The following is a 25033-nucleotide window of genomic DNA, read 5'->3' as shown; positions in this document are numbered from 1 at the left end:
GATGACATATGTAGGGATCGTTCTTATTTCACATAGTTCAAAAATAGCAGAGGGTGTGAATGAGCTTATTCGGCAGGTCGTAAAGGATGTTCCAATTGCAACAGCCGGCGGTACGGAAGAAAATGAGATTGGCACAAGTATCGATAAAATACAAGCCGCCATCAGCAAAGCTGACCAAGGGAAAGGCGTACTGCTATTCTACGACCTTGGCAGTGCCAAAATGAACGCAGAAATGGCAATCGAAATGAGCGGCTCAGAACACATTCACTTGATTGAAGCACCAATCGTAGAAGGAGCCTATGTAGCCGCTGTAGAAGCAAGCATGGGAAAAGAATTGGATGCAGTTGTTGAACGAGTAAAAGAAAACTTTTAAAATGACGGGGCCTGTCCCCCAGTATGTTAATGCGTTACCATATTGGGGGACAGTCCCCAACGGTTTTCAACGGTTTTATATATTGGTATTCAAGGAGCTGTTTCCTCTGATGGGGACAGGTCTTTTTTATCCCGCATTAACGGGCAGTAATCCCCCCACCCTCAAGGCTTAAGAGAATACGGAGAAGGATAGGTGGGGGATACACTGCCTGTAAAAGCCCGATTGGTTCAACTAACAATCAGTGGGGATGAAATAACCTCCCACTGATTGAAGGTTCACTTTATAGAGGTTCTTTTTGCATACTCAATTCGGCATTTGAAGGGGTTCTCACTTTTTTGTGTCTAACCCCCTTGTGGCTAGGAAGGGGGAGTGAAATTGGAGAATTTTTATAAAAAAATTCACAAAATGGCATATTAATATTTAAAATGTATATTGATATTTATGCTAGTATGCTATTATAATATATGAAAGCGGTTTATTAATAAAATGTACTCAAGGTTAGTTTAAAATTCATTGAGGGGGCTGATTGTTTGAGCTTGAAATTGGCAAAAACGTATAAGGAAAAAGCAGAACAGTCGTATGAAGCGTTAGTAGACTATTATTTTGTAAAGGAGCAGCAGCTTTTTCTTGAACACTATGAAAAAAAGCCAGATGATCGTGATGTTTCCTATCTTTGGCCATTTTCCGGGGTCCTTTCTGCCGTAAATGCTCTTGCAAGAATGAAAGGGGAGGAAGAAACATATCGTAAGGAATTGGTTAGCATCTTAGAAAATCTTGAACAATATAGAGATGTAAACGCTAATCCAGCTGCCTATGATTCCTATGTCATTAAACAAGGGGGAGGTTCAAAGTTTTATGATGATAATCAATGGTTGGGACTAGATTTTGTAGAAGCGTACAGAACATTAGGTAATCCATATTATTTAGAAATGGCAAAAGAGATGTTTGATTTTTCAATTAGTGGTTGGTCAACTGAGCTTGGTGGAGGGATTTATTGGCAAGAGGATCAAAAAACGTCCAAGAATACTTGCTCCAATGGTCCAGCCGCGGTATTGGCTATGAAATTATTTGAAGAAACAGGTAAGGATGAGTATATCGTTTGGGCGGAAAAAATTTTAGAATGGACAAATGCTCTTTGGCAAGCTGAAACCGGGGTATATGGAGACAATATGAAATTGGATGGATCCATTGATGGAACCACCTACACATATAATACGGGAACGATTATCCATGCCAATGCTCTGTTATATAGAGCAACCAATAATCCTGACTATTTAGAAGTGGCCCGAGGTCTCGCTCAAAAGAGTTTGTCTCATTTTACCACTAAGCATCCAGATCTCTCTATTCACTTATTTCCAACAACACCTTGGTTTAATACGATTTTATTTAAAGGATATTTAGCTTTGTTTGAGGTTGATCCAGAGAAAGATCGTACTTTTATTGAGATTATCCAGGACAATGTAGATTATGCATGGACAAATGGTCGTGATCATCTTGGTCTTTTTAGTGCAGATTGGTCGGGAAAGACCGGTCTAGAACAGAAACATAAATGGCTGTTAGATCAAGCACCGATGGTTGAATTATATGCCTTATTAACCAATTATCAGTTGTTAAGTTGAATGTACATGAGGGGGAGAAAACGATGAATGTTCATAAACGTTTATTTTCAATGTTTGCTGTTTTGCTTATCTTATTGCTTGTTGCGTGCTCCAATCAAAAGACCGATTCGGAACCTAAACCATCTGATGCTGGTGGGGAAGAAGAGCATGAACCAATCACATTAAAGGTAGTTGCCCTTTGGGATGAGGAAATGTTTAATGAGCGTTTAAAAGAACCAATTGAAAAGGAATTCCCTTATATTACAATTGAACACCAAGCTGGCAATAACTTTGATCGTCAATCTCTTGAAGAGGAAGTGTTCAGTAGTGGGGAAAATCCTGATTTCTTTTTTACCTTATCACAAGACGATATGGAATATTTCGAGCTTGATCAGGATTTAACCGATTTACTTGAAGCCAATCAGATTGACACCGGTCATTTAAATCAAGCATTGCTTGACACGATTCGGGCAAGAGATCCAGAGGGGCGTCTAGTAGCGTGGCCATATGAAGATACGTACTATGTGATTATGTATAATAAGGATATATTTGATAAGTTCGGAGAAGATTATCCGAGTGATGATATGACTTGGGATGAATTAATTGAATTAGCTGGTCGATTAACACAGGAGCGGGATGGCACTGCCTATCGAGGCCTTGACTTTCAAGATGAAGTAGCCCTTTCTCAGTTTTCTGTCAATAAGACAGACCCAGAGACGGGGGAAGTTCTGATCGCAAATCAAGATGAGTTTTCAAAATTTTTAAATATGTATAAGCGTTATTTTGAAAGAGTTCCCCTTCATGCTGACGAAGAAGATGGATTAATCACAGATCATCGGTTTATCGATCAAAGAACAGCAATGGTTGTGAGCAACGCTCAGGCGTTAAATTGGCGGAAAGATTCCGGTCTGAATTATGATATTGCCACCATTCCTACATGGCCAGAACTTCCGGGAGTAGCACCAAGAGGGTTTTTACACACATTGACCTTAAATCCAGCAAGTGAACATGCTGATGATGTTGTGAAGATCTTTGCCTACCTTTCATCCGATGAATACCAACAGTGGATGTCTAAAAATGGAATTGGTATTGTCTCCGATAAAAAAGAATTACAGGAGAGCTTTTATTCAGATTATGAAAGCGTCGAGGGGAAAAATATTGAAGCGATCTTTAAAAATGAAACAGCTCCACCACCTGAGCGCATTAGTCCATATGATCAATACGTCGATATCGATCTGCAAAAATTCTATGAATCAGGCATGGATGCGAATGAATTTCTGCGGGTTGTAACAGAAGAATCAGAAACGAAAATTCTGGATGCAAAAAATCAAGAATAGCTGGTCTTATTGAGCGGGAGAGGGTATCTGTACCTCTCCTTTTATCTTTTTGATCCCAACTATCATCATTCCCCGCCAACTATTGAATTGGTTAGCGATGGTTTTAATGACCTTATTACCAGTTTGCTAATCCATTTTATCCGCGAATTTATAACCAGCTCTCATAACAATTACAATCCTATTCGCTTTCGTGTCAAAAACTAGTGGAATGCTATCCGTAATCCAGGTGTCTCTTATGGCGATTCTAGTGTATTAAGAGAAAATAAAGTAATAGCGGTATTGCTCGGACTTGGCTATGCATACATCAATTCATCTGCTTTTTAAAAGAAAGCCATTTCAGGAATTGTAGATAGAATTAAGGCTTTTTTTGACAGATGGAACATAGAACTAATTTACTTGAATTATGGATAAGTTGTAGTACTAGGAATAGATTCACGAAATTGATAACTCCTTTACAGAGCTGTTTTTAATCTTATAGAATGTTGAAGAATTGATTTGACTTAACGCTATCCTTTTTTTTCTAAAAGAATCAAACAATAAAACATTTGATCAAGAGTCTAAAAAACTACTTGACTTAAGGTAAGAAGGGGCTGTTCAATAAGTCGATGCTTCATCTGCTTTTTCCCGCTCGATATATTAATTAATAATTCCATGGCGAATGATTTCTACATGGAAGGTTGTTTCAATCGGAACCTCAGGATATTCTTTATCCCAGTCGACTTTTTTCCATGTGGAATGATGGTAGGCTTTCACTTTTTCGCCGAGCCCCAAAGAATCATTATTAGCCTCTTTCATTTTGGTGAGTGTTTTTTTTGCCAATTTATTTAACTGATTTTCTATATTGTTAGACAGGGCCTTCACTTTTTTTTCATTCTTTAAATGATCTAATGGATACTCATCAATTTCCACCTCGAGCTTCACATTTACCATTGCGCCAATATGCCCATTTTTTGTGTTCATCTTTATTTTTCTTTTGATATCACGTATGGCAATATTCACAAAGTTCTTTTCATGCTTTTTTTGATCGCTCCTGACCTTTAGGTTTAATGTTAGGCCGTTTGGATTGTGATTAGCGAGAATCAGGAACATGCTCGTTTCCTTTATATTCAAATGCCCCGTCAATTGATCACCATGGAACAAAGCCACCCCTTTCACTCTTACTTCTTTATCATCCTTTAAATCAACATAAGGCAACACGAGGTCTTTTCCTTCCGATAAAATAATGGGACAAGCGGTTTGCACATTTTCAATTTTGGTAATTCCCTGTTCTGCTGCACTGTCAAGAAGCTGTGAATAAACATCACTGACAAGCATAGACTCGTCCGTCTTGACAGATAATGCATCCTTTGCTTTTCCGTCAAAGATCGCCGTTTTGGCATTTAATGGACCTCTCAAATCCCGATAGATGGAATCCAAAGTTGAAAAGATGCCTTGGAAGGCTAATTGTTCCCCCATAAGGATGACCTTTGCTTTGGACCTGTCAAATTTTTCAGGAATGCTTTGATCCATTTTTTTTTCAGCATCTTTGACTGTATCGCCGGTCATTGATAAAACTATACTTTCAACTGAACGTTTATTTTGCTGAGTCATATCATTACTGTTTGTTGGAAAGGTAACGGTCTTGATTAGCTTTTCATCATTTTCCCTGTCATATCCAATAGCCAATACTAAGCTGTGATCCTTTAATAAGCGTTGGTCCCAGCAGCCGGCAAGAATGATTGTCAAGATGACTGTCCAAATAAAAAGTAATCGATTATTCATCCGTCATTCTCCCGTCCCTTCTTGTTGAAAATAATGGATATAAGTAAAAATAAAATCGGTAAGCCTAAAGTGAAAGGAAAAACAACAAATTTATTATAAATCCTAGATATGGTTCCTATGTTATACGCTTCACGAAAAGTCATCGCCAACAAAAAGCAGATGCCTGCAGCTATGATGACATATTTTTTTAATTGGTTTGAATTCATGATCATTGACAGTCCCAAGGATGAGGCATAGATCGCATTCATGAAAGCGGTGGCCGCCAGCACAATCCACATGGACGTAAACAGCAAATCCGGTCTTTCAACGATTTTAAATGAGAATGCCTTGATTAAATATAAAACAGGTTCAGGTACAAGCTTAAATTCTTCCGGACTAAAAAAAAGCAAACTGGTTAAAACCAAAAACGAATAAAAAAGTGTCATGAAAATATTGGCAATTGTTGCCGCTTTGAGCACACCCTTTTTATTATTTGCTTGAACAAAAGGGTAGATGACTAGCAATATCTCAAATCCCTGAAATGCATACAGACCGCGTTCTATTCCCTGAATAATCGGCAGGATTCCATTTGTGCCAATAGGTAAAATAAATGTAAGGTTTGCATCTTTTAAGGCGTAAGCAGCCAATCCGATAAATCCAATTAAAACAATGGAGGCAAGGACAAAGAAACGCGCCATAAGTTGAAGATTTTCTTTTACGATATAAATCGCTGTGAAGGTCATAATGGCAAGTATTAACCATTTAGGTGTCAGTGGCATCATCCAAGCCTTGAGGATATAGGCGAATTTGGTTAGAATCAGTCCTCCAATGGTAATAAAATATATACTGTATAATAGGACGATTACTTTCCCGATCCATTTTCCAAAGAGAGATTGGACAATGCCATACAAATTAGTGGAAGGAAATCGGACCATTAATGCTCCGAATAAAAAGATCATAATTTGAATGAGGGCCCCTGTTAACAAAACAGAGATCCAACCATCTCCCTTTGCCTTCATAAAAACATCGAAAGGCAAAGTAATAACACCTACTCCTACTTGGCTGTGAATTAATAAAAAGATCAACTGGAATTGAGTGATTTCTTTTTTATTGATCATCTTTCTGCCATTCCCTCGATGTTCCTTGTCTAACCGGCTTTTGCGGTTGTACACTTATTGGACGATGATTCAGTGTCCAGATTGGAAACCGGATAATAGAATCCTTTAAATTTTTAACATGTAAGGGGGCTAAAGGTGCGATATACGGTGTCCCGAAGGATTCCAATTTACACATATGGATGAGGATGAGCATAAGCGAAAATACAATACCGACAAATCCAAGAGTAGCTGCGGCAATCATGACTGGTAGAGAAAGGATGCGGACTGTGTTTCCCATTTCGTATGAAGGGATACAAAATGACATGATTGCAGTTAAGGCAATAACAATCACCATAATGTTTGATACCAAGCCTGCATTGACGACTGCATCCCCGATAATAAGTCCTCCGACAATGCCGATCGTCTGACCAATTGGCGATGGAAGCCTGATTCCTGCTTCCCGTATTAATTCAATTGTGATTGCCATAATGAGTGCTTCAAAAAATGGTGAGAATGGAATATTTTCGATCGAGCCTTTTACAAGCGTTACCATATCATATGGAATAATTTCAAAGTGGAATCCGACAATAGCAATGTATATCGCTGGAAGCGTGAGGGCGCCCCAAAAACTGAATAACCGTAGCAAACGGAAAAAGGATCCCCCATAAAATCTGATGTTGAAGTCATCGGGCGTCTGAAAGAAGGAAAAAAATGTGACTGGCACAATTGATACATCAGACGAGCCTTCACTGATAATGGCCACCCTCCCCTCCATTAAATGAGCTTCTAACCGATCAGGTCTTTCAGTAAACAGAATTTCTTGAAACGGGGAAAACGGATGACCTTCAATACATTCCTCAATATACCCCGGACTGAAAACCATATCGGTTGAAATCGATTCAAGCCGTTTTTGAACTTCCTCAACGATCGATGGGTTAGCAAGTCCCCCCATATAAATCATTGCTACGTTTGTGTTCGACTCCTGGCCCAGTTCAAAATACTTGATTATTAGCTGACGATTGTGGATACGTTCCCTAACCAAGTTTAAATTAACATCGAGATTTTCTATAAATCCCATGTGTGCTCCCCGGACGACCTTTTCATTATCAGGTTCCTCAGGTGTTCTAGGATTAGCTTGAATGCAGTTAAATAGAAAACATTCCGTACGCCCTTCGAAGAAAAGGGCACAATCGCCTCTTAGCAAGGCGGATACAATCTTATTGAGGTCATTCGTCATACTAAATTCCGGACTTGTTATCAGTTCCTCGACATTTTGTCGGTCAACGGCTTCCGACAAGGGAATTAGAAAACTTTGTTGAAATACTTCCCTGTCCACCAATGTTTCCAAGTAAATAATGATGCCGGATACTTCTCTATACTTCACTTCCCGAAATTTTAAATCATCCGTATTGAATAAAGCTTCGCATAGATAATGTCGATTTTTCTCGATAGTGGAAAAGATCTTGTTCGTATTTGCTTTTGAATTCGTTTTTAAAGGTTTCCCCTTTTTCTTAAAAAAAGACATAGCCATTGCTTCACTCAACTTCCTATTATGTTAATAGAAGTATTCGCAATGAATACCAAGTCTATTCATATAACACGAAGGGAAGGGGGGCTATTTTAGCCTGACAAGGTAACGGGGTATCTACCATCAGAATATAGAAAAATGCATATTTCATAAACATGAAAAGTGCTATTTCAGAGGCGAGAAGATGAAGGAATAATGAGTGAAGATGTAGAAGCTGTGAAAGGCTAATAAAAAATCGAGAGGAGAGTAACATGATAATTTTTAATCCATTAATGGGAGGACTTTCATCTCTCCCACTTATGAATAATGGGAGAAGCCGTGCCATCACAGCAGAAAATCCACACGGTGAAAAAGGGAAGGGAGGCATGGCTGCAAGTCCTCTAGGACCTTCACGAAAAGGCTCGCCATGTATTTCTAATGTAAAAGCGGGCGAGACCGTTACTTTATGTGAAATGGATGGTCCTGGGATCATCCAACATATCTGGATTACGGTGACAGATCAAACGGAAAAGGATTGTTTTGTCCTTAGAGACCTAGTGCTAAGAATGTATTGGGATGGTGAGACGGTTCCTTCAGTTGAGAGTCCTCTTGGTGATTTTTTCTGCAATGGGTTTGCGAGAGGCTGTATGGTTAATTCACTCCCGATTGTGGTGAATCCAACTCGAGGATTTAATAGTTATTTTCCAATGCCTTTTAATAAAAAGGCGAAAATCACAATTGAGAATCAGCATGAGGGGACGATTCCAGCCTTGTTTTATCAAATTGATTATTGTTTATATGATGAGCTCCCGGAAAATACAGCTTATTTTCATGCACAATGGCGGCGGCAAAAGATCACAAATATTGCAGAAGATTACGTGATCGTTGATAACATTAAAGGCAAAGGACAGTATGTAGGAACATATTTAGCTTTGACCACCCTCGAAAGGTACTGGTGGGGAGAAGGTGAAGTAAAGATGTTTATCGATGGAGATGAAGACTATCCAACAATTTGTGGTACAGGTTTGGAAGACTATGTTGGTGGTGCTTGGAGCTTTGCGAGTCAACAGGATGGGAAGACAGTCGAGAACACTTTCTGCACTCCATTTATGGGCTATCCATACTATTCAAAACATGATGAGCTTGTTCACAACTTTTACCATAATGATGATGTCCCTCCTATGAGAGGCTTCTATCGCTGGCATATACCTGATCCTATCCGCTTCAATGAAGATCTTAGAGTAACGGTCCAACAGATCGGCGTTTCCAAAAAGGGATTATTTGAAAGACAGGATGATGTTGCTTCGGTTGCCTATTGGTACCAAACAGAACCACATCATTCGTTCCAGCCATTGATAAGCAAGGAAGAAAGATGGCCGCGTTAGTATAATGGGGGACAGGCCCCGTGGGATAAAGCGAAACTGCATTCTCATCACCAATGAATGCAGTTTCGCTTTATTTTATACCCGATTTTTTGGCGTTTTCCCATCCTTGAGACCATAATTTATTGCATTACACAACATATCGTTAAAAATATAAAACAAGGTATGATTGCTAAAAACAAACGGATTTTCCTGGCTTACATTAGGCAAAACAAAGACTCTCTCGATATTTAAATTGATTTTCTTGGAGGTCGTAATCATATAGATTTTTGCTTTCTTCTTTAATGCACCAGCTAGAATTTGATTGGTAAAAAGACTTTTACCAGAAACAGAGTAAACAATGACAATATCCTCTTTTGAAAATAAATACTCCATATCATCCGCGATAAACAACGAATCCATCATTTGTGCGTAAATCCCTAGTGTTTGCAGACTATATTTTAGTTGCAGTCCTGGGGGCGTAGACTTTCCAGTTCCTAAGATTTTTATTGATGAAGCAGTCGAAATTTCTTTTGCAAGTTCAAAAATGCCCTCTTCTTTAATCAAATTTTGGTTTAGAATCTCATCTAGCTTTCCTTTATATCCATGAATGATCTCATGCACAAGATTTTTGTTCGAGTCGTCAGAAGTGCCCTGTTGAAGAGTAAGAAATTTCGAGAATTCAAATTTGAATTCTGTATATCCGCTAAAGCCCAATGTTTTACAAAACCTAGTAATAGAATTTCGCGAGACTCCAATACTTGCAGCAAGCCCTGAAATGTTTTTATCTAAAATAAACCTTGGATATTCAAGGAAGTTATCAGCTACAATTTTTTCTTGGGGGGTGAATGTTTCATAATTATCTTGAATCAATTGTATTAAATTTACCATAATAAAAAAACCCTTCCATTTCGTATTTCATTAACATTATAACCATATTTGGTCAAAAGACCAAAAAATATTTATTTTTTTGATCCTTTGCACAAAAGAGGAAATGGTGCTATACTTAAATTGATAAATGAAGGCGTAATCATAATTCATCTATATTATATCATTCCAAAAAGGAGCCTGAGCATGAAGAATAAGAACTTATTTCCGAAGGATTTTTTATGGGGAGGCGCTATTTCAGCAAATCAATCTGAAGGTGCTTGGAATCAAGGTGGTAAAGGACCATCGATTGCAGATGTTGCGATGTGTAGAAAGAATCTTCACATTAGTGAGTATTCGGATCAACACACGCTTCAGGGAATTCAGCGAGCTCTTGCCGATTCAAACGATCAGATCTTCCCAAAAAGAGGAGGAATAGATTTTTACCACCGGTATCCTGAAGATATTAAGCTTTTAGCTGAAATGAATATCAATGCTTTTCGAACATCGATTTCTTGGGCAAGACTTTTTCCAAAAGGGGATGAAACTGAGCCAAATCAAGAAGGAATGCAATTTTACCGAAATCTATTTTTAGAATGTAAAAAGTACGGAATTCAGCCTGTAGTGACATTATCCCATTATGAAATGCCATTATATCTTATTGAAGAATACGGAGGCTGGAAGAATCGAAAATTAATCGACTTCTTTGTCCGTTTTTGTAAGGTTGTTTTTGAAGAACTCCATGATCTTGTTCATTATTGGATTACATTTAATGAGATTGACAGCGTTTTAAGACATCCATTTGTCAGTGCTGGTTTAACGACTGACAACTCAGATAAACGTACGATGTACCAGGCCATGCATTATCAGTATGTTGCCAGTGCGAAAGCCGTTGGAATTTGCCGCTCTATCGATCCTACGGCACAAATCGGTTGCATGCTTACAGGTATCGCTGCTTATCCTTACACATGCAAACCAGAAGATAATTATAAGGTCCAACAATTACGACATTATGTATATCTATCAGGGGATGTTCAAATAAAGGGAAAGTATCCAAAGTCATTGATGTACCTTTTTGAGAACGAAATGAAGCTTGATATGACAGAAGAGGATTTAACGATTATTCAAAATAATCGCTGCGACTTTTTATCCTTTAGCTATTATATGTCGATTACGCAAGGGACAGAGGAAGATGCTCAACATACATCAGGAAACACGATTGGTGGTGTGAAGAACCCGTATTTAGAATCAACCGATTGGGGCTGGCAAATTGATCCTACTGGACTGAGAATTTTATGCCAAGATTTATACAATCGTTTTGAAGTACCTTTATTTATAGTTGAAAATGGACTAGGTGCCAAAGACACTTTGCCTAAAAATGGTGAGATTATGGATGATTATCGCATTGATTATCATCGAAGACATCTTATCGAATTGTCTCGTGTTATCAATGAAGATCATGTTGAAATGTTGGGATATTTAACCTGGGGGCTTATTGATATTGTTAGTTCTTCTTCAGCGGAAATGGATAAACGATATGGATTTATTCATGTGGATTTAAACAATGAAGGCCAAGGTACATTAAAACGAACGCCTAAGAAGAGTTATCACTGGTACAAGCAAGTGATCCAAACACAGGGAGAAAGCTTATATTTTGATTAAAAAGCTTATTCAAAAGTTCGGTAAAAAGGAGGCAAGAAAATGAATGATCAAAAAATGGCAAAAGAGATTCTTGCAAGTTTGGGTGGGGCAGATAATGTAGAACAGGCTTGGCATTGTGCTACAAGATTAAGAGTGATTGCCAATGATGAAGAGAGAATCGATGAGGAGAAAGTAAAACAAATCGATGGTGTTATAGGCCTGGTAAAACAAAGCGGGCAAAATCAAATCATTATTGGAAATAGGGTAAATGCTGTTTACAAGGCTTTTCAAGAACTGCTAGATCAAGCGTCAGGGGAAGGGAATAGCGAGAAGAAAGAATCTGGTAAAGAAACGCATGAACGAACAGAGAAAAAAGGAAAAAGACCAAACGTTATTTCGAGAATGCTTAGTACACTAGTTGGTTGTATCACCCCGCTGATCCCAGTATTGATTGCTGGAGGAATGGGAAAATGTCTAATCTTATTACTAAATATGTTAGGCGTACTTAGCGATCAATCGCAAACATATCAAATTTTATTTTTGATTTTTGACTCTGCTTTCTTCTTCCTACCTGTTTTTGTTGCAATTTCTGCTGCAAAACAGTTCAAAAGTAATCCTTATTTGGCGGCTTTATTAGGAGCTGCACTATTAAATCCAACTTTTATCGAAATGATACAAAGTGGACAAGATATCGCATTCCTTGGGATTCCGGTAGTACCATTCTCGTATTCAAGTACCATTATTCCGGCTATTGTTGCAGTATGGATTTTATCTTATGTTGAAAAGTTTTTTGATAAACATTTATGGAGTGCCATTCGCGGATTTATGAGCCCGCTATTGAGTATTTTGATTGTTGCTCCTTTGACGTTTGTACTGATTGGCCCAGCAATGGTTGCAGTTTCTACTCAATTAACCAACGTGGTTTTCTTCCTAAGTGATAAATTAGGATTCTTCTCATTGGCTATATTTGCTTTAATCTATCCATGGATCGTTACGACAGGGATGCATTCTGCCTTAGCGATTGCAGGATTGGAAGCCATTAATAAAAAGGGAGTGGACCCTTTTACAAGAGCATTAACATTACTTCACAATATCACTCAGGCATCCGCTACCTTAGCGATTGCCCTGAGGACAAAAAATAAAGAGTTCAGAGGTACAGCAATTTCAGCCAGTTTAACGGCATTTTTTGCCGGCATTACCGAGCCTTGTTTGTATGGTGTTACGCTTAAATTGAAAAGGCCTATGTATGCATGTATGATTGGTGGATTTGCGGGTGGCCTGTATGCCGGAATTGCCGGGTTGAAAGCTTATGTGTTCCTGACTCCTGGTCTTTTTACGTTACCAATGTGGATTGATCCTGCGAATTCAGGAGACTTATCTAATCTATGGAATGCCATTATAGCAATGGGGATCGCAGCGGTTGTCACCTTTGTTGCAACACTAGTCATTGGTTTTAAAGATGTTCCCCCTTCACAAGAAGCTGCAGAGAGATAAGAAAAGCGCAAGGCGCCCGCTACCTTCGACAAGCAAATGTTCTGAGACAGAGAAAGGCGTTCTTTGCCTTTCATTGGCTCAGGTTATTATGCAGAACATCGGCTAAGTTCGCGCCGTCCTGGCGACAGACTCAAACGCGACGTCGTGTCGCTTCGTCTGCACTAGTACATCCTGTACGTCGCAACGCCGATGGACTCGCTCCTGCGAGCCTCGAGCCGATGGCGCCTGGAGCTGGACAACAACTGCCCAGCCTTAAAGCAATCTTAAGGAAAATTATATACTTTCTTATCTTTTAAAGAGGGAGTGCGCTATGGCAATTCAAAAAGTGCCATGGCACACTCTAATCTATTTTTACGTTAAAATAAAGAAGAACATGAGAATCGAAGGACAAGTACGGGCGATCATCTAAAAGGGAAGTTGGATGTGCATAAAGTAAAATTTCTTTTGCAAAAAAACGCCCGTGTTTGTTTTTATAATTATTTGAGGTGAAAAAAATGGAAACATTAGTTAATTTTAGAGATCTTGGTGGAATTGTTACGAAAGAGGGTAAGAAGGTAAAAAGGAACAAATTATTACGGGCAGGGCAGCCAGTGAATGTAAGTGATTCTGACAAAAGGGAATTGGTTCAAGGGCATGATTTGAAATTAATCATCGATTTTAGAGAACAATCGGAGGTTGATAAGGAACCAGTTGATAAAATAGAAGGAGTTGAATATGTTCACATTGATGTTTTAAAAAGCGAAAGCACAAACTCAATAGGTAGGGAAGACTTTGAAAAAGTCACTTCGATTGAAGACGCGGACCGTTTGATGTTTTCCGTTTATGAACAACTTGTTCTTGATCCAAGTGCCCAAAGAGGTTACAAATTATTTCTGAATAAAGTTTTGGAGCAAGAAAACGGCTCAATCTTATTTCATTGTTTTGCGGGGAAAGATCGCACGGGAATTGCAGCAGCCCTCCTATTAACCATTCTGAATGTTGATAGAACGGCCATTATGAATGATTATCTTCAAACCAATATGCAGCGACAAGAAGCCAATGAACGTTTCTTACAAGATGTCCAAACAGGTGATGCGAATAGCGAGAAAACGAAGGCATTAAAAAAAGTACTTGGTGTGGATCAAGCATATTTACAAAAATCATTTGAGGCGATTGAGAATAATTACAATAATATAGATAATTATCTAGTCAATATATTACAATTTGGAAATGCTAAACAAGAAAAGCTTCGAGAAATGTTACTTGAATCAGAAAAAGCAGTGCTGGCCTAGCTGATTACATCTAAGAATGCACCCCATCAAAATACTCTTTACATGGAGGTTTAAAAAATGTTCCGAAAATTATTTGGGAAAGAAAAACCAACAGAGGAAATACTGAAAGCCCCGGTCAATGGAAAAGTTGTTAGTCTGGAGGATGTACCTGATCCTGTATTCTCACAGAAGATGATGGGAGATGGAGTCGCTATTGAACCGAAAGATGGCCAAGTTGTTTCACCAGTAGAAGGGGAGGTTATTCAGGTATTCCCTACGAAACACGCGATCGGATTGAAGGGAAAGACCGGCATTGAAATTCTGATTCATATCGGTTTAGAAACCGTTCAAATGGAAGGCGAAGGGTTTGAAACGCTTGTCAACCAAGGCGATAAGGTCAAGGTAGGAGATGTATTAGTCCGCTTTGATAAAAACCTGATTGAGGAGAAGGCGACGAGTTCGATCATCCCGATTGTCCTGACAAATGGCGATATTATTGAGTCGGTAGATCATTTTGAAACCGCGGATGCGGAAAGTGGTGTAACAGACTTATTGAAAATAACGGTTAAGAATTAAGTCCGCTTTGAAAGAAACATCGAAAAAAGGAGGCTTGATGCTGAATGAGTACTGATTTACAAGGAATAGGCGCATCAGCGGGTATTGCTATAGCCAAAGCCTATCGTTTGCAGGAGCCTGAACTGACGATTGAAAAGCAGGAAATTGCAGATAAAGAGGCGGAAAAACAACGATTTGAACAAGCCATCGAGCAGTCTAAAGCAGAGCTTGAAACGATTAAAGACCATGCGAACCGCGAATTGGGTGCCGATAAAGCAGACATTTTTGCCGCTCATTTACTTGTGTTAAGTGATCCGGAATTGCTTACTCCCGTGTTGGATAAGATCGGGTTAGAGGGAATCAATGCGGAGGTAGCCATGAAGGAAACCGCGGATCAGTTTGTTTCGATCTTCGAATCGATGGATAATGATTATATGAAAGAACGTGCCGCTGATATTCGGGATGTTACAAAACGTGTGATTGCCAACTTATTAGGTGTGCAAATCCCCAATCCAAGTCTGATTTCGGAGGAAGTTGTGGTCATTGCCGAAGATTTAACCCCTTCGGATACAGCCCAGCTCAACCGCCAATTTGTCAAAGGGTTTACCACTGATATTGGAGGACGTACTTCTCACTCCGCCATTATGGCTCGATCGATGGAAATACCAGCAGTTGTGGGTACAAAACAAGCAACCGCCCGGATTGAAAATGGAATGATGGTAATTGTGGATGGCTTGGATGGAGCAGTTTTGATCGATCCTTCCGCTGAAGAGATGGCTTACTATCAGGAAAAAAAGGCAAAATACGAAGCACAGAAAGTGGAATGGGCAAAACTGGTTCATGAACCAACTATCTCGAAGGATGGCCAGCATGTAGAGCTTGCCGCCAATATTGGGACACCGGATGATATAAAAGCTGTGTTAGAAAATGGCGGCGAAGCTGTCGGGCTATACCGAACAGAGTTTTTATACATGGGCAAAGACCAACTGCCTACAGAGGACGAGCAGTTTGAGGCCTACAAAACTGTCTTGGAAAAAATGGCGGGGAAATCAGTGGTGGTTCGTACCCTCGATATTGGCGGAGACAAAAAACTCTCTTATTTACAGCTGCCAAAAGAGATGAACCCGTTCTTAGGCTTTCGAGCCATTCGCTTATGTTTAGAAGAACAGGACATATTCCGTACCCAACTCCGTGCCTTACTACGGGCAAGCCACTATGGAAACTTGAAAATTATGTTCCCGATGATTGCCACGATTTCCGAATTAAAGGAAGCCAAAGCAATTTTGCAAGAGGAAAAGGCACAGCTGGTTGCAGAGGGTGCCGAAGTATCCGATTCAATCGAAATCGGCATGATGGTCGAGATCCCATCCACAGCTGTGCTGGCAGATCAATTTGCGAAAGAGGTTGACTTCTTCAGTATTGGCACCAATGACTTAATCCAATACACAATGGCAGCCGACCGTATGAACGAACGTGTAGGCTACCTGTATCAACCATACAATCCCGCAATTTTACGTCTGGTCTCCATGGTGATTGATGCCGCCCATCAAGAAGGAAAATGGGTAGGGATGTGTGGGGAAATGGCCGGCGATCCCATCGCGATTCCCCTATTACTTGGTCTAGGGCTTGATGAATTCTCCATGAGCGCCACCTCGATTCTACCGGCGCGATCACAAATAAAAGAGCTAGAAAAAGAACAAGCAAAGACGATAAAAGAGACGGTTTTATCCATGAACACGTCAGAAGAAGTCATCGAATTTGTGAAAAAGACATTCCCTAGCGAATAATACCCAAAAAAAGGCAGATGTGAACATCTGTCTTTTTTAGGTGGGCAATTTAAGGAGGGCGCCTGATTATGTCAGACTACTAACACTGAAAAAGAAAGATCCGCTAATGATGCATTTATTAACGGATTCAGTATCCAACTTGAACGGAGTCAACTAGGTGGTTTAAAAGTTGTATATCGGTTAATCTACTAGGTAGACGGGAGAATAGGAACTTTGATATCTAAATTGATCGAATTAGACTTCTGCTGTTTTTGAAGAAAATGATAAAAGTGATTTATCAAAATTGGATTGGAATGATACAAATGGAAAAGGAAATCCTGGATTTTGTTGATAGAATCACAAACGGATTACCTGATATTGAAGCTAGATTAGCTTTATTTCAAGCCATTAGGGACTTCGAATATTGTACCGATGGCGCCTTTGATGCCGTTGGACTTATATGTGTGGAGAGAGGCAATTGCCTTGCAAAATCTGACTTATTAGTGAAATCTTTCAAAACGTTAGGATATGAAGCTCAGCGAATACGTTATCTTTACGAACTTCCCGCCTCTCCTTCGGAAGTAGAGTTATTGCCTAGCAAGGACGATATTCATTCGGCAGTCAGGTTAAAACTAGGTAGTGAATGGATTTTTGTTGACGCTACACATGATCCACCATTGAACTTACAACTCACTGTAACCAATTGGGATGGAATAAATAGCACTCAGTTTTGTTATCAACCTAAAGGTCCCATATGGGTCGACGGAGAAAACGATCAAGAAATACAGCGAGAAATTTCTCGTATCGGCAAGCTGTATGAGGTGTCTGACATAAGTCATGGTTATATGACAGCCTTCAATATGTGGCTCCATTATATACGAACCCAGCATATATCCTAAATATGGTATCCTGTTCGAAATTGGAGTTGTTTCGACAGGTATGACAGGTCATCTGGCTAACAAAAGATCCGGTCGAAAATGAAGAGAGTCTTGTTTCCCTACTGTCAAGTAGGGAATGGAAGGCGGCGACTCCTGAAGGGTTAGCGCCACAGGTGAGATCCCGCAGGAGCGGTAATGTACAAAGACTAAATACGCGCCGTCCTATCGCTTCGTCTACACTATACGTCGCAACGTCTTCATGATCAACTTCCTGTTGACCTGAGGAAGCCCCCAGAAAGCGTCCGCCTGCAATGAAAATCAAAAAACGTATAGGCTCTCACCTTGTATTTTGCAGGCTGTTTTTTTTACAAAAAGGAATTATGAAATTGATTCAAATAGTAAAAACTCTCCATTTTGTTAATTTATATATGCTAATATACAATGAAATAAGAAATGTATAAAACCCCATGTAAAATACAATTTTTTCTGCAGGTGAAATAATGATGCAAGAATTTGATAAGGAATATGCGGAGTTCTTTTATTTAACATCAGAAATGTTAGGTGGTATGGGCGGGATATGGCCCCTCCGTGGTGGAATGAATAGAGCAAAATCCAATTACCATATCGGACCACGTTTTATAGAATGCTATAGTTTTCATTTTGTTATGGAGGGAACTGTAAAGTTTGTCCAAGGAGAAAATCAAACAGAACTACAGAAGGGTGACGTCTTTTGTCAGTTTCCTCATATTATTTATGAATACTATACAACCTCACCAGATTTGGAATTGCGGATGTTCTGGTTGGCCTTTTCTGAACAGCGAATAAAGAAAATCATTCATTTACTAAACTTAACACCGCAAAAATCTTATTTCAGAATCAATGATTATTTCTATTTAAATGATCATTTAGAAAAAATATGTAGACTCCTTTCCAAATTGGATTCTACTAATTTCAAGGAAGTTATAGAGTTACAAAGTTCGTTATATAATCTCTTTCATTTTCTTTTAAACCATGCTTCCCAAGATGTTTCTATCGATATTTCAGACTGGTTGCAGCGAAGTAAAAATTATCTAGATAACCATTTTACAGAGAACATCACGATTAAGGATGTCGCAGCATATGCAGGGGTACATCGTTCCTATTTATCCAAATCTTTTTCAAAAAAGTTTGGAATGCCTCCCATACAATATTTGCAACATCAAAGATTAGAAAAAGGAAAGAAGATGCTCGAATCAACAGATTATGCCATTTCAGAAATTGCCTCGTCACTTGGCTATCCAAGTCTTTATGCATTTACGAGGGCATTTAGCAATTATTGTAAAATCCCCCCAACACAATATCGTCAAATGAAGCGATAAAAGCGGGATAGGTGATATAGCTTAAACAGCAAATAATCTAACAAAATGACAATTACTTATAACATTATGTTATTGGTTTGACCGAGATTTTATCTTATGATCACATATATACCTTACCAGAGGAAGTGATCGTTTTGGGGAAACCTAATATTCTACTTATTACAAGTGATCAACAACATTTCGATACGATAGGCGCATTCAATTCTCAGATTTCCACCCCGAATTTGGATAGACTTGTAAAAGAGGGGGCAACGTTTCAACGGGCTTATTGCCCAAATCCGACATGTACTCCAACTCGTGCATCTATTCTTACGGGACAATATCCGAGTCAGCATGGGGCATGGACGCTTGGAACTAAATTACTAGAGGATCGCCATACAATGGGAGAAGATTTTCTGGAAAATGGATATCGTACTGCTCTTATTGGAAAAGCACATTTTCAACCATTACAAGCAACAGACGAGTATTCCTCTTTAGAGGCTTATCCACTTTTACAGGATTTGGATTATTGGAAGCGATTTAAAGATGAATTTTATGGCTTTGAACATATAGAGCTTGCTAGAAATCATACGAATGAGGCACATGTTGGGCAACATTATGCCCTATGGCTGGAAGAAAAGGGTTGTAAAAATTGGCGAGATTATTTTGTAGAACCTACTGGTACAATGAGTAAAGAGATAGAACATAGATGGCCGATTCCTGAAGAATATCATTATAATACATGGATCGCAGAACGGACCAATCATAAGTTAGAAGAATACAAGCAAAATAATGAGAATTTCTTTATGTGGGCTAGTTTTTTTGATCCACATCCACCTTATTTAGTTCCTGAACCTTGGGATCGCATGTATGATCCTGAGAAATTGACAATCCCAAAAGGCGTGGAAGGGGAGCATCAAAAAAACCCTCCGCACTTTCAGATGACACAAGAAGAATCACCAGATTTTTCTGCCTATCGAGAAACAGGGATTGGTATACATGGCTATCATTCTCATCTTGTAGACGAAAAAAGACATAAAAAGCTTACCGCCACCTATTATGGAATGATTAGCATGATGGATAAATATATTGGGAAAATCCTTGATAAACTGGATGAACTTGGGATTGCAGAAGATACCATTATTGTATTTACGAGCGATCATGGACACTTCTTTGGACAGCATGGCTTACAGTTTAAAGGAGGATTTCATTATGAAGACTTAATCAAGGTGCCATTTATTGTTCGATATCCTGGAAAGATACCAGCAGGCCACATCTCCAATGCTATGCAATCCTTGGTTGATTTAGCTCCTACCTTTCTATCGTTTACGGAAATCCCTATTCCAAGAGCGATGACAGGCGTTGATCAAAGTAAAGTGTGGATGAATCAAAAAGACCATGCAAGGGATCATGTTATTTGTGAATTTCGCCATGAGCCAACTACCATTCATCAAAAAACATTTGTGGATGAACGATATAAAATTACTGTTTATTATAACCAAACCTATGGCGAAATTTTTGATTTGCAGAAGGATCCACAAGAATATAATAATTTATGGGATCAAGAAGAATATCAAACTCTAAAATCCCAACTTCTTTTGAAATACGTATGGGCAGAACTAGGTAAAGAGCCGATGCCAATGCCAAGAATATGGGGAGCCTGATTATTGTATGTAATTTTATATGAATGTATAGCAGAGGCCGAGGGTTATTCACGGCCTCTTTAATTTTGCTTCTATACCACGTTTAAAAGCCTACTCATAGAGGAAAGATAATATATATCATAAAGATTATATATTTTATTACTTTTATAATTAAAGCATAATATATATCTAAAAGTATATTGACCCATTATCTATTTTCGCCTATAGTTGGATATGAAAGTTACTTTTAAGCACTTTTTATCTAGTATTGTAAGCTTGAATAGTATTTTTTTATATTAAATAGAACTAATAGTGAGGCTATGTATATGAAATCATTATATGAGAAGATATATGAATCGTTAAAAGAGGAGATAACGTCAGGAAAATACAAAGTTGGCGAACAAATCCCTTCCGAAAAGGAATTGACTAAGTACTTTAGTGTGAGCACCATCACGACTAAAAAGGCGCTAGAAAAGTTGAGTAATGAAGGGTTTGTTAATCGAATACGTGGTAAGGGTACATTTGTCATTGACTATAGTAAGAATATGAATGATGAACAAAAAGTGGAGAATGAGGATAAACCATTATTTGGTTTAATTATGACTACTTTTGACGATAGTTTTGGGAACGAATTAATTGGGACTATCGAAGAGGCTTCACAAGGAAAATGCTTTGTGATTTTAAGGCGTTCTTTAAGTATTCCAAGTAAGGAAGATAAAGTGATAAATGAGCTAATTGCACACGGAATTGATGGGCTCATTGTTTCGCCGGCACAAGCTGAACATTATAGCTTAGAAATTCTTAAGATGGTTGTAAATCAGTTTCCTTTAGTACTTATTGACAGAACTTTTAAAGGCTTGGCAGCTCCTTCTGTTTCAACGAATAATGAACAAGCTGCTCAAGTAGGGGTCAATCACTTACTTGAGTTGGGACATAAAAACATTGGAGTTTTAATCCCTAAAGCTAATAGTACTACGACAATCGAAGATAGGAAGAAAGGGATTTTAAGGGCGTTTGCGAAGAAGAAATTGATAGCCGATACTGATTTATGGTGTTCAGACATTCGCAATTTAATTCCTTCTCATGAAGATGCTGTGAAGGATATAGAGGTTATAAAAGAACATATAAAGAAACACAGAGAAATTACAGCCTTATTTGCCCTTGAATATAACATCGCAATATTAGCTAAGCAAGCAATTGAACAATTAAATCTAAAAGTACCAGAAGATATATCGATTATTTGTTTTGATAGTCCACCAAGAAATAAATTCGAATGGAATTTTACTCACATCGAACAAAATGAAAAAGAAATTGGGCGCCTAGCACTAAACAAATTATTTGAGATGTACAAGGGCGATTTTACAGTTAATAATATTCATGTGCCTGCTAAGTTGGTTAAGGGTGACACGACAACGAAGTTATCTGTCTAAACTGAAGTTTTTTCATAAGGAATGTCCTTCCGCGTGATCTCTTAGGGAGATCCTTTTTGAGTGTTAAAAAAAGTGTTTCAAGTTTTGACTTGGAGCACTTTTTTTCATTTAGTAATTGCTACTTACTCTACACTTAATAAATACATACTGCTACTTACTTTCCTCATACCCTAGTGCAACCTTGATCATTTCCTATAATCATTTTTATTAATAGAGTCATATTATGCCTATTTTGTTAGGTTATTTCCTTTGTTTAAAATTATAACTTTTAAGATTTTTTGTTAAGTGATTATATATAATATGTTTAATATAATTATAATATAAAAATATATTGAATTAAAAATGAATATACATTATAGTGAGGGTATTAGATTGTTAATATAGTAAATATATCTAAAGTTTGTAGAAATATGTGTTTTTTTCTAGGGTTATGTAATCGCTATTTTATTTGTGAGATTCATGATGGAGAGGAGATTGAGATAAAGGGGAGAGTGGATAGCATTGAATAAAAGTTTGTTTCGACTTCTCTTGCATAACGGGCAGTAATCTCTAGTGATAGTCTCGCATTATGATTAGTAAGAAAAAGATAGATTTTTACATACTATACAAAAGGTGAGTGTGAATATGACAAAAAAAGCATATTTTGTAGATGGGTATCATGGTGGTGTGAAAGGTCATATGCCTCTAGGTTCTTGGGCAGATGTGTTAAGTAAAATGGCGCACAATCCTGATTGGAAAATTGGCTTGGACATTGAACCGATTTCTTGGGAAGTGTTAAAAAGAACCGATCCAAAATCATACCAAACGCTCCACACCTACTTAAAAGATAATGGCAGCCAAGCAAGGGTAGAAATGCTGGCAGGCAGCTATGCACAGCCCTTTGGTTGGGTGATTGGCGGCGAAAGTAATATCAGACATTTGATACGGGGGAAGGAGATCATTCGAGAACATTTTCCAGAGGCAGTGGTTGACACCTATGCCACACAAGAACCGTGCTGGAGTAGCTCTTTTCCGCAGATCCTTCTGTCACTTGGCTATAAACGGGCTGTTCTGAAGAATCCTGGTACAGCCTGGGGCGGATATGCCGCCACAAATCCACATGAAATCGTCCTTTGGGTGGGGCCTGATGGGTCGGCGATTCCTTGTGTGCCACGCTATGAATCAGAGAAGCTTGTCAATTGTTGGGAGACAGAAGCCGCGCATATGGAAGCGGACTTTGTCAATAGGAGTTTCAGTCAGGGCATCTCCCATCCGATTGGAAGCTTTTTGCAAGATTTAGGGTGGCCGGCACAACCGAAAATGGAAAATAAAGAGGTTCAGTATGTAACATGGAGAGAATATTTTGAAGAAATTGTCGATGAACCTGTGCATCAGTGGGCGTTTTCTCAAGAAGATATAAGATGCACTCTTCCTTGGGGAGAAGGCACCCTTCAAAAAATGGCCCGAGAAGTACGAGCTGCGGAAAATAAAATGATCCAAGCAGAAAAATTGGCTGTTCTCGCTAGTGTCACGCGCGGCTTGGATTATCCGGATGAGAAGTTTCGTGAAGCGTGGGATGAATTACTGCTATCCCAGCATCATGATGCATGGATTTGTGCAACGACACAAATTGGAAGACGAAATTGGGCGTGGCAAGCGGGAGTACAAAGCTGGAATGCAGAAACGATCAGCCGCGACATCATTGAAACATCCATGGACGCCTTCCGTATGGAGGAAGGAGCAGATGAGGCTGGAATCACAGTGTTTAACACATCAGGTACGGAGCGCAGGGATGTAGTTGAAATCGAAATCCCGACCCCCGTAGGGACAAAAGCAGTACGGGTGACAGATCAACAGGGGAATGAAAGGCTGAGTCAAATTGTGCCCTCAAGACACTATCAAGCGGATGATAGTGTCAATGCTGGAAAGCTTTTGTTCCAAGCAGAGGTGCCAGCGATGGGGTATCGTACATTTACGATTACACCGATTACATATCCGAAGCGTTTCACAGACATGGTCCAAGTTACACCTAACACAGTAAGGATCGAAACCGATATCTATGAGCTGGAAATCGATACAGCTCGTGGCGGTGTCATCACAAAGGTATACGATAAGGATGTGAAGAAGGAATTTGTGCGTGACTCTGCTGAGGGACTGAACGAATATTCAGGGTATTTTATTGCAGAAGAACGGTGGGTTAGCAGCACGGAATCCCCAGTAGAAGTGATGGTTAAGGAAAATGGTCCATTGCGTGCAACGGTTGAGATGAAAGGCAAGATGGCTAATGTGGACATCATCACGACGATCAGTGTCATAAATAGCGAGAAGAAAATAGATGTTCATGTTCGGCTGCATTACAAAGAGCAGACATGGATTGGGGATCCTTGGGATATAGAACCAGAAAATCGAAGAACAGAGCGGCGCAGGTCCCATCATAATGATCAATATAAATTGAGCGCGTTATTTCCCGTTTCATTGGATAATGGCAAGCTGTATAAAAATGCGGCATTTGATGTAACAGAAAGTCGGAATGATCACACCCATTTTACGCGCTGGGATGAAATTAAGCATACGATTCTCCTTCATTGGCTGGATGTCTATGATGAACAACAAGATTGCGGGTTTGCCATTTTCTCCGATCATACAACTGGATATTCACATGCCAAAGGAGAGCCTTTAGCTCTTACTTTAGGATGGGGATGGGAAGGGGGATTTTGGTGGGGGAAATGTCCGCTTGAAGGTCAGAAAGAAATCAACTATTCCCTTCTTCCCCATTGCGGCCGCTGGGATCAAGCGGGGGTACACCAGGAATATTCATCATGGGCGGAGCCGTTCGTGGCGATGTTGGGAACACCAGAGCTTGATACGTATTCGCTTATCCAGGTCTCTGATCCTGCTATTGAGGTCACAACCTTGTTGCGTGATGGAGAGGATGTACTTGTTCGCTTGTTTAACACTGGACCTGAAAGAAAAACCACCCATGTTAGGGTGAACTGTGAAGTAGGAGAAGCTGAAAAAGTCGAGCTCGATGGAAAATTCAAAGACTCCTTGGTGATGCAGGCAGGGAATGATGGCGGTTTTGAAACAGAAATCACATTGGCGGGTTTCGGTCTTTCAACCATACGGTTGTGTAAAGTGAAAGAATAAAAACGGAAATAGACAAACGACAATTGGGGTGAC

At 39.2% G+C, this 25033-nt stretch carries 18 protein-coding genes; 14 read left to right on the top strand and 4 right to left on the bottom strand.

Annotated elements, in window-relative coordinates; all coding sequences use genetic code 11:
- Position 1 precedes the first annotated feature (1 nt).
- The 3 genes from dhaM (at position 2) to KI375_RS09840 (ending at position 3308) form a co-directional block, all read left to right on the top strand.
- Entirely contained in the window at positions 2-373 is a 372-nt protein-coding gene (gene dhaM / locus KI375_RS09850) for a dihydroxyacetone kinase phosphoryl donor subunit DhaM (protein WP_212973329.1), read from the top strand.
- Between the two features lie 530 nt (positions 374-903).
- Positions 904-1992 (top strand): glycoside hydrolase family 76 protein, encoded by a 1089-nt coding sequence (locus KI375_RS09845; RefSeq protein ID WP_212973328.1) that lies wholly within the window; start codon positions 904-906, stop codon positions 1990-1992.
- A 23-nt stretch (positions 1993-2015) separates the two neighbouring features.
- Positions 2016-3308: an ABC transporter substrate-binding protein gene (locus KI375_RS09840; RefSeq protein WP_212973327.1), complete on the top strand. Its 1293-nt coding sequence runs from the start codon at positions 2016-2018 to the stop codon at positions 3306-3308.
- 636 nt (positions 3309-3944) lie between these two features.
- Here the strand turns inward: KI375_RS09840 and KI375_RS09835 are convergent.
- The 3 genes from KI375_RS09835 to KI375_RS09825 are packed head-to-tail and all read right to left on the bottom strand — an operon-like array spanning position 3945 to position 7676.
- The gene (locus KI375_RS09835) at positions 3945-5069 is read right to left on the bottom strand and encodes a Ger(x)C family spore germination protein (protein ID WP_212973326.1); all 1125 of its coding nucleotides are present in this window, start codon (positions 5067-5069) and stop codon (positions 3945-3947) included.
- Positions 5066-6166: a GerAB/ArcD/ProY family transporter gene (locus KI375_RS09830; protein ID WP_212973325.1), complete on the bottom strand. Its 1101-nt coding sequence runs from the start codon at positions 6164-6166 to the stop codon at positions 5066-5068. Before KI375_RS09830 ends, KI375_RS09835 begins: the two co-directional genes overlap by 4 nt.
- On the bottom strand, positions 6156-7676 hold the full coding sequence (locus KI375_RS09825; RefSeq protein WP_244852486.1) for a spore germination protein: 1521 nt from the start codon (positions 7674-7676) through the stop codon (positions 6156-6158). Before KI375_RS09825 ends, KI375_RS09830 begins: the two co-directional genes overlap by 11 nt.
- 248 nt (positions 7677-7924) lie before the next feature.
- Between KI375_RS09825 and KI375_RS09820 the strand changes: the two genes are divergently transcribed.
- Positions 7925-9037: a glycoside hydrolase family 172 protein gene (locus KI375_RS09820; protein WP_212973323.1), complete on the top strand. Its 1113-nt coding sequence runs from the start codon at positions 7925-7927 to the stop codon at positions 9035-9037.
- 75 nt (positions 9038-9112) lie between these two features.
- Here the strand turns inward: KI375_RS09820 and KI375_RS09815 are convergent, their stop codons facing one another.
- A complete protein-coding gene (locus tag KI375_RS09815; RefSeq protein ID WP_212973322.1) occupies positions 9113-9904 on the bottom strand; it encodes a MurR/RpiR family transcriptional regulator in 792 nt (263 codons plus the stop codon).
- A gap of 183 nt (positions 9905-10087) precedes the next feature.
- Between KI375_RS09815 and KI375_RS09810 the strand changes: the two genes are divergently transcribed.
- The 10 genes from KI375_RS09810 to KI375_RS09765 all read left to right on the top strand — a co-directional run bounded on the left by KI375_RS09810 (position 10088) and on the right by KI375_RS09765 (position 25000).
- The gene (locus tag KI375_RS09810) at positions 10088-11542 is read left to right on the top strand and encodes a glycoside hydrolase family 1 protein (protein ID WP_212973321.1); all 1455 of its coding nucleotides are present in this window, start codon (positions 10088-10090) and stop codon (positions 11540-11542) included.
- Between the two features lie 39 nt (positions 11543-11581).
- Positions 11582-13015, top strand: coding sequence for a PTS transporter subunit EIIC (locus KI375_RS09805; RefSeq protein ID WP_212973320.1), 1434 nt, complete (start codon positions 11582-11584; stop codon positions 13013-13015).
- A 494-nt stretch (positions 13016-13509) separates the two neighbouring features.
- A complete protein-coding gene (locus tag KI375_RS09800) occupies positions 13510-14286 on the top strand; it encodes a tyrosine-protein phosphatase (RefSeq protein WP_212973319.1) in 777 nt (258 codons plus the stop codon).
- Between the two features lie 57 nt (positions 14287-14343).
- Positions 14344-14841 (top strand): PTS sugar transporter subunit IIA, encoded by a 498-nt coding sequence (locus KI375_RS09795; protein ID WP_212973318.1) that lies wholly within the window; start codon positions 14344-14346, stop codon positions 14839-14841.
- A gap of 44 nt (positions 14842-14885) precedes the next feature.
- Complete coding sequence (ptsP, locus tag KI375_RS09790; RefSeq protein ID WP_212973317.1) at positions 14886-16607, top strand: phosphoenolpyruvate--protein phosphotransferase; 1722 nt, start codon at positions 14886-14888, stop codon at positions 16605-16607.
- 302 nt (positions 16608-16909) lie between these two features.
- Positions 16910-17485, top strand: a complete 576-nt coding sequence (locus tag KI375_RS09785; RefSeq protein ID WP_212973316.1) for a hypothetical protein — start codon at positions 16910-16912, stop codon at positions 17483-17485.
- A 482-nt stretch (positions 17486-17967) separates the two neighbouring features.
- A complete protein-coding gene (locus KI375_RS09780; RefSeq protein ID WP_212973315.1) occupies positions 17968-18822 on the top strand; it encodes a helix-turn-helix transcriptional regulator in 855 nt (284 codons plus the stop codon).
- A gap of 134 nt (positions 18823-18956) precedes the next feature.
- Entirely contained in the window at positions 18957-20465 is a 1509-nt protein-coding gene (locus KI375_RS09775; protein WP_212973314.1) for a sulfatase family protein, read from the top strand.
- 305 nt (positions 20466-20770) lie between these two features.
- Entirely contained in the window at positions 20771-21874 is a 1104-nt protein-coding gene (locus KI375_RS09770; protein WP_212973313.1) for a GntR family transcriptional regulator, read from the top strand.
- Between the two features lie 624 nt (positions 21875-22498).
- Positions 22499-25000 (top strand): glycoside hydrolase family 38 C-terminal domain-containing protein, encoded by a 2502-nt coding sequence (locus KI375_RS09765; RefSeq protein WP_212973312.1) that lies wholly within the window; start codon positions 22499-22501, stop codon positions 24998-25000.
- Positions 25001-25033: the final 33 nt, after the last annotated feature.

The organism is Bacillus sp. J14TS2, assembly GCF_018333015.1.
In the GTDB taxonomy this organism is placed as follows: domain Bacteria; phylum Bacillota; class Bacilli; order Bacillales; family Bacillaceae_C; genus Lederbergia.
The sequence above is the reverse complement of the archived record's forward strand: the minus strand, read 5'-3'. Positions and strand labels throughout refer to the sequence as shown.

Bases quoted from the DNA above. Each gene is read 5' to 3' on its own strand.
- KI375_RS09805 (WP_212973320.1), top strand. From the start codon at position 11,582: ATGAATGATCAAAAAATGGCAAAAGAGATTCTTGCAAGTTTGGGTGGG.
- KI375_RS09825 (WP_244852486.1), bottom strand. From the start codon at position 7,676: ATGGCTATGTCTTTTTTTAAGAAAAAGGGGAAACCTTTAAAAACGAAT.
- KI375_RS09770 (WP_212973313.1), top strand. From the start codon at position 20,771: ATGAAATCATTATATGAGAAGATATATGAATCGTTAAAAGAGGAGATA.
- KI375_RS09810 (WP_212973321.1), top strand. From the start codon at position 10,088: ATGAAGAATAAGAACTTATTTCCGAAGGATTTTTTATGGGGAGGCGCT.
- KI375_RS09815 (WP_212973322.1), bottom strand. From the start codon at position 9,904: ATGGTAAATTTAATACAATTGATTCAAGATAATTATGAAACATTCACC.
- KI375_RS09780 (WP_212973315.1), top strand. From the start codon at position 17,968: ATGCAAGAATTTGATAAGGAATATGCGGAGTTCTTTTATTTAACATCA.
- ptsP (WP_212973317.1), top strand. From the start codon at position 14,886: ATGAGTACTGATTTACAAGGAATAGGCGCATCAGCGGGTATTGCTATA.
- KI375_RS09795 (WP_212973318.1), top strand. From the start codon at position 14,344: ATGTTCCGAAAATTATTTGGGAAAGAAAAACCAACAGAGGAAATACTG.
- KI375_RS09840 (WP_212973327.1), top strand. From the start codon at position 2,016: ATGAATGTTCATAAACGTTTATTTTCAATGTTTGCTGTTTTGCTTATC.
- KI375_RS09835 (WP_212973326.1), bottom strand. From the start codon at position 5,069: ATGAATAATCGATTACTTTTTATTTGGACAGTCATCTTGACAATCATT.
- dhaM (WP_212973329.1), top strand. From the start codon at position 2: ATGACATATGTAGGGATCGTTCTTATTTCACATAGTTCAAAAATAGCA.
- KI375_RS09765 (WP_212973312.1), top strand. From the start codon at position 22,499: ATGACAAAAAAAGCATATTTTGTAGATGGGTATCATGGTGGTGTGAAA.
- KI375_RS09830 (WP_212973325.1), bottom strand. From the start codon at position 6,166: ATGATCAATAAAAAAGAAATCACTCAATTCCAGTTGATCTTTTTATTA.
- KI375_RS09820 (WP_212973323.1), top strand. From the start codon at position 7,925: ATGATAATTTTTAATCCATTAATGGGAGGACTTTCATCTCTCCCACTT.
- KI375_RS09785 (WP_212973316.1), top strand. From the start codon at position 16,910: ATGGAAAAGGAAATCCTGGATTTTGTTGATAGAATCACAAACGGATTA.
- KI375_RS09800 (WP_212973319.1), top strand. From the start codon at position 13,510: ATGGAAACATTAGTTAATTTTAGAGATCTTGGTGGAATTGTTACGAAA.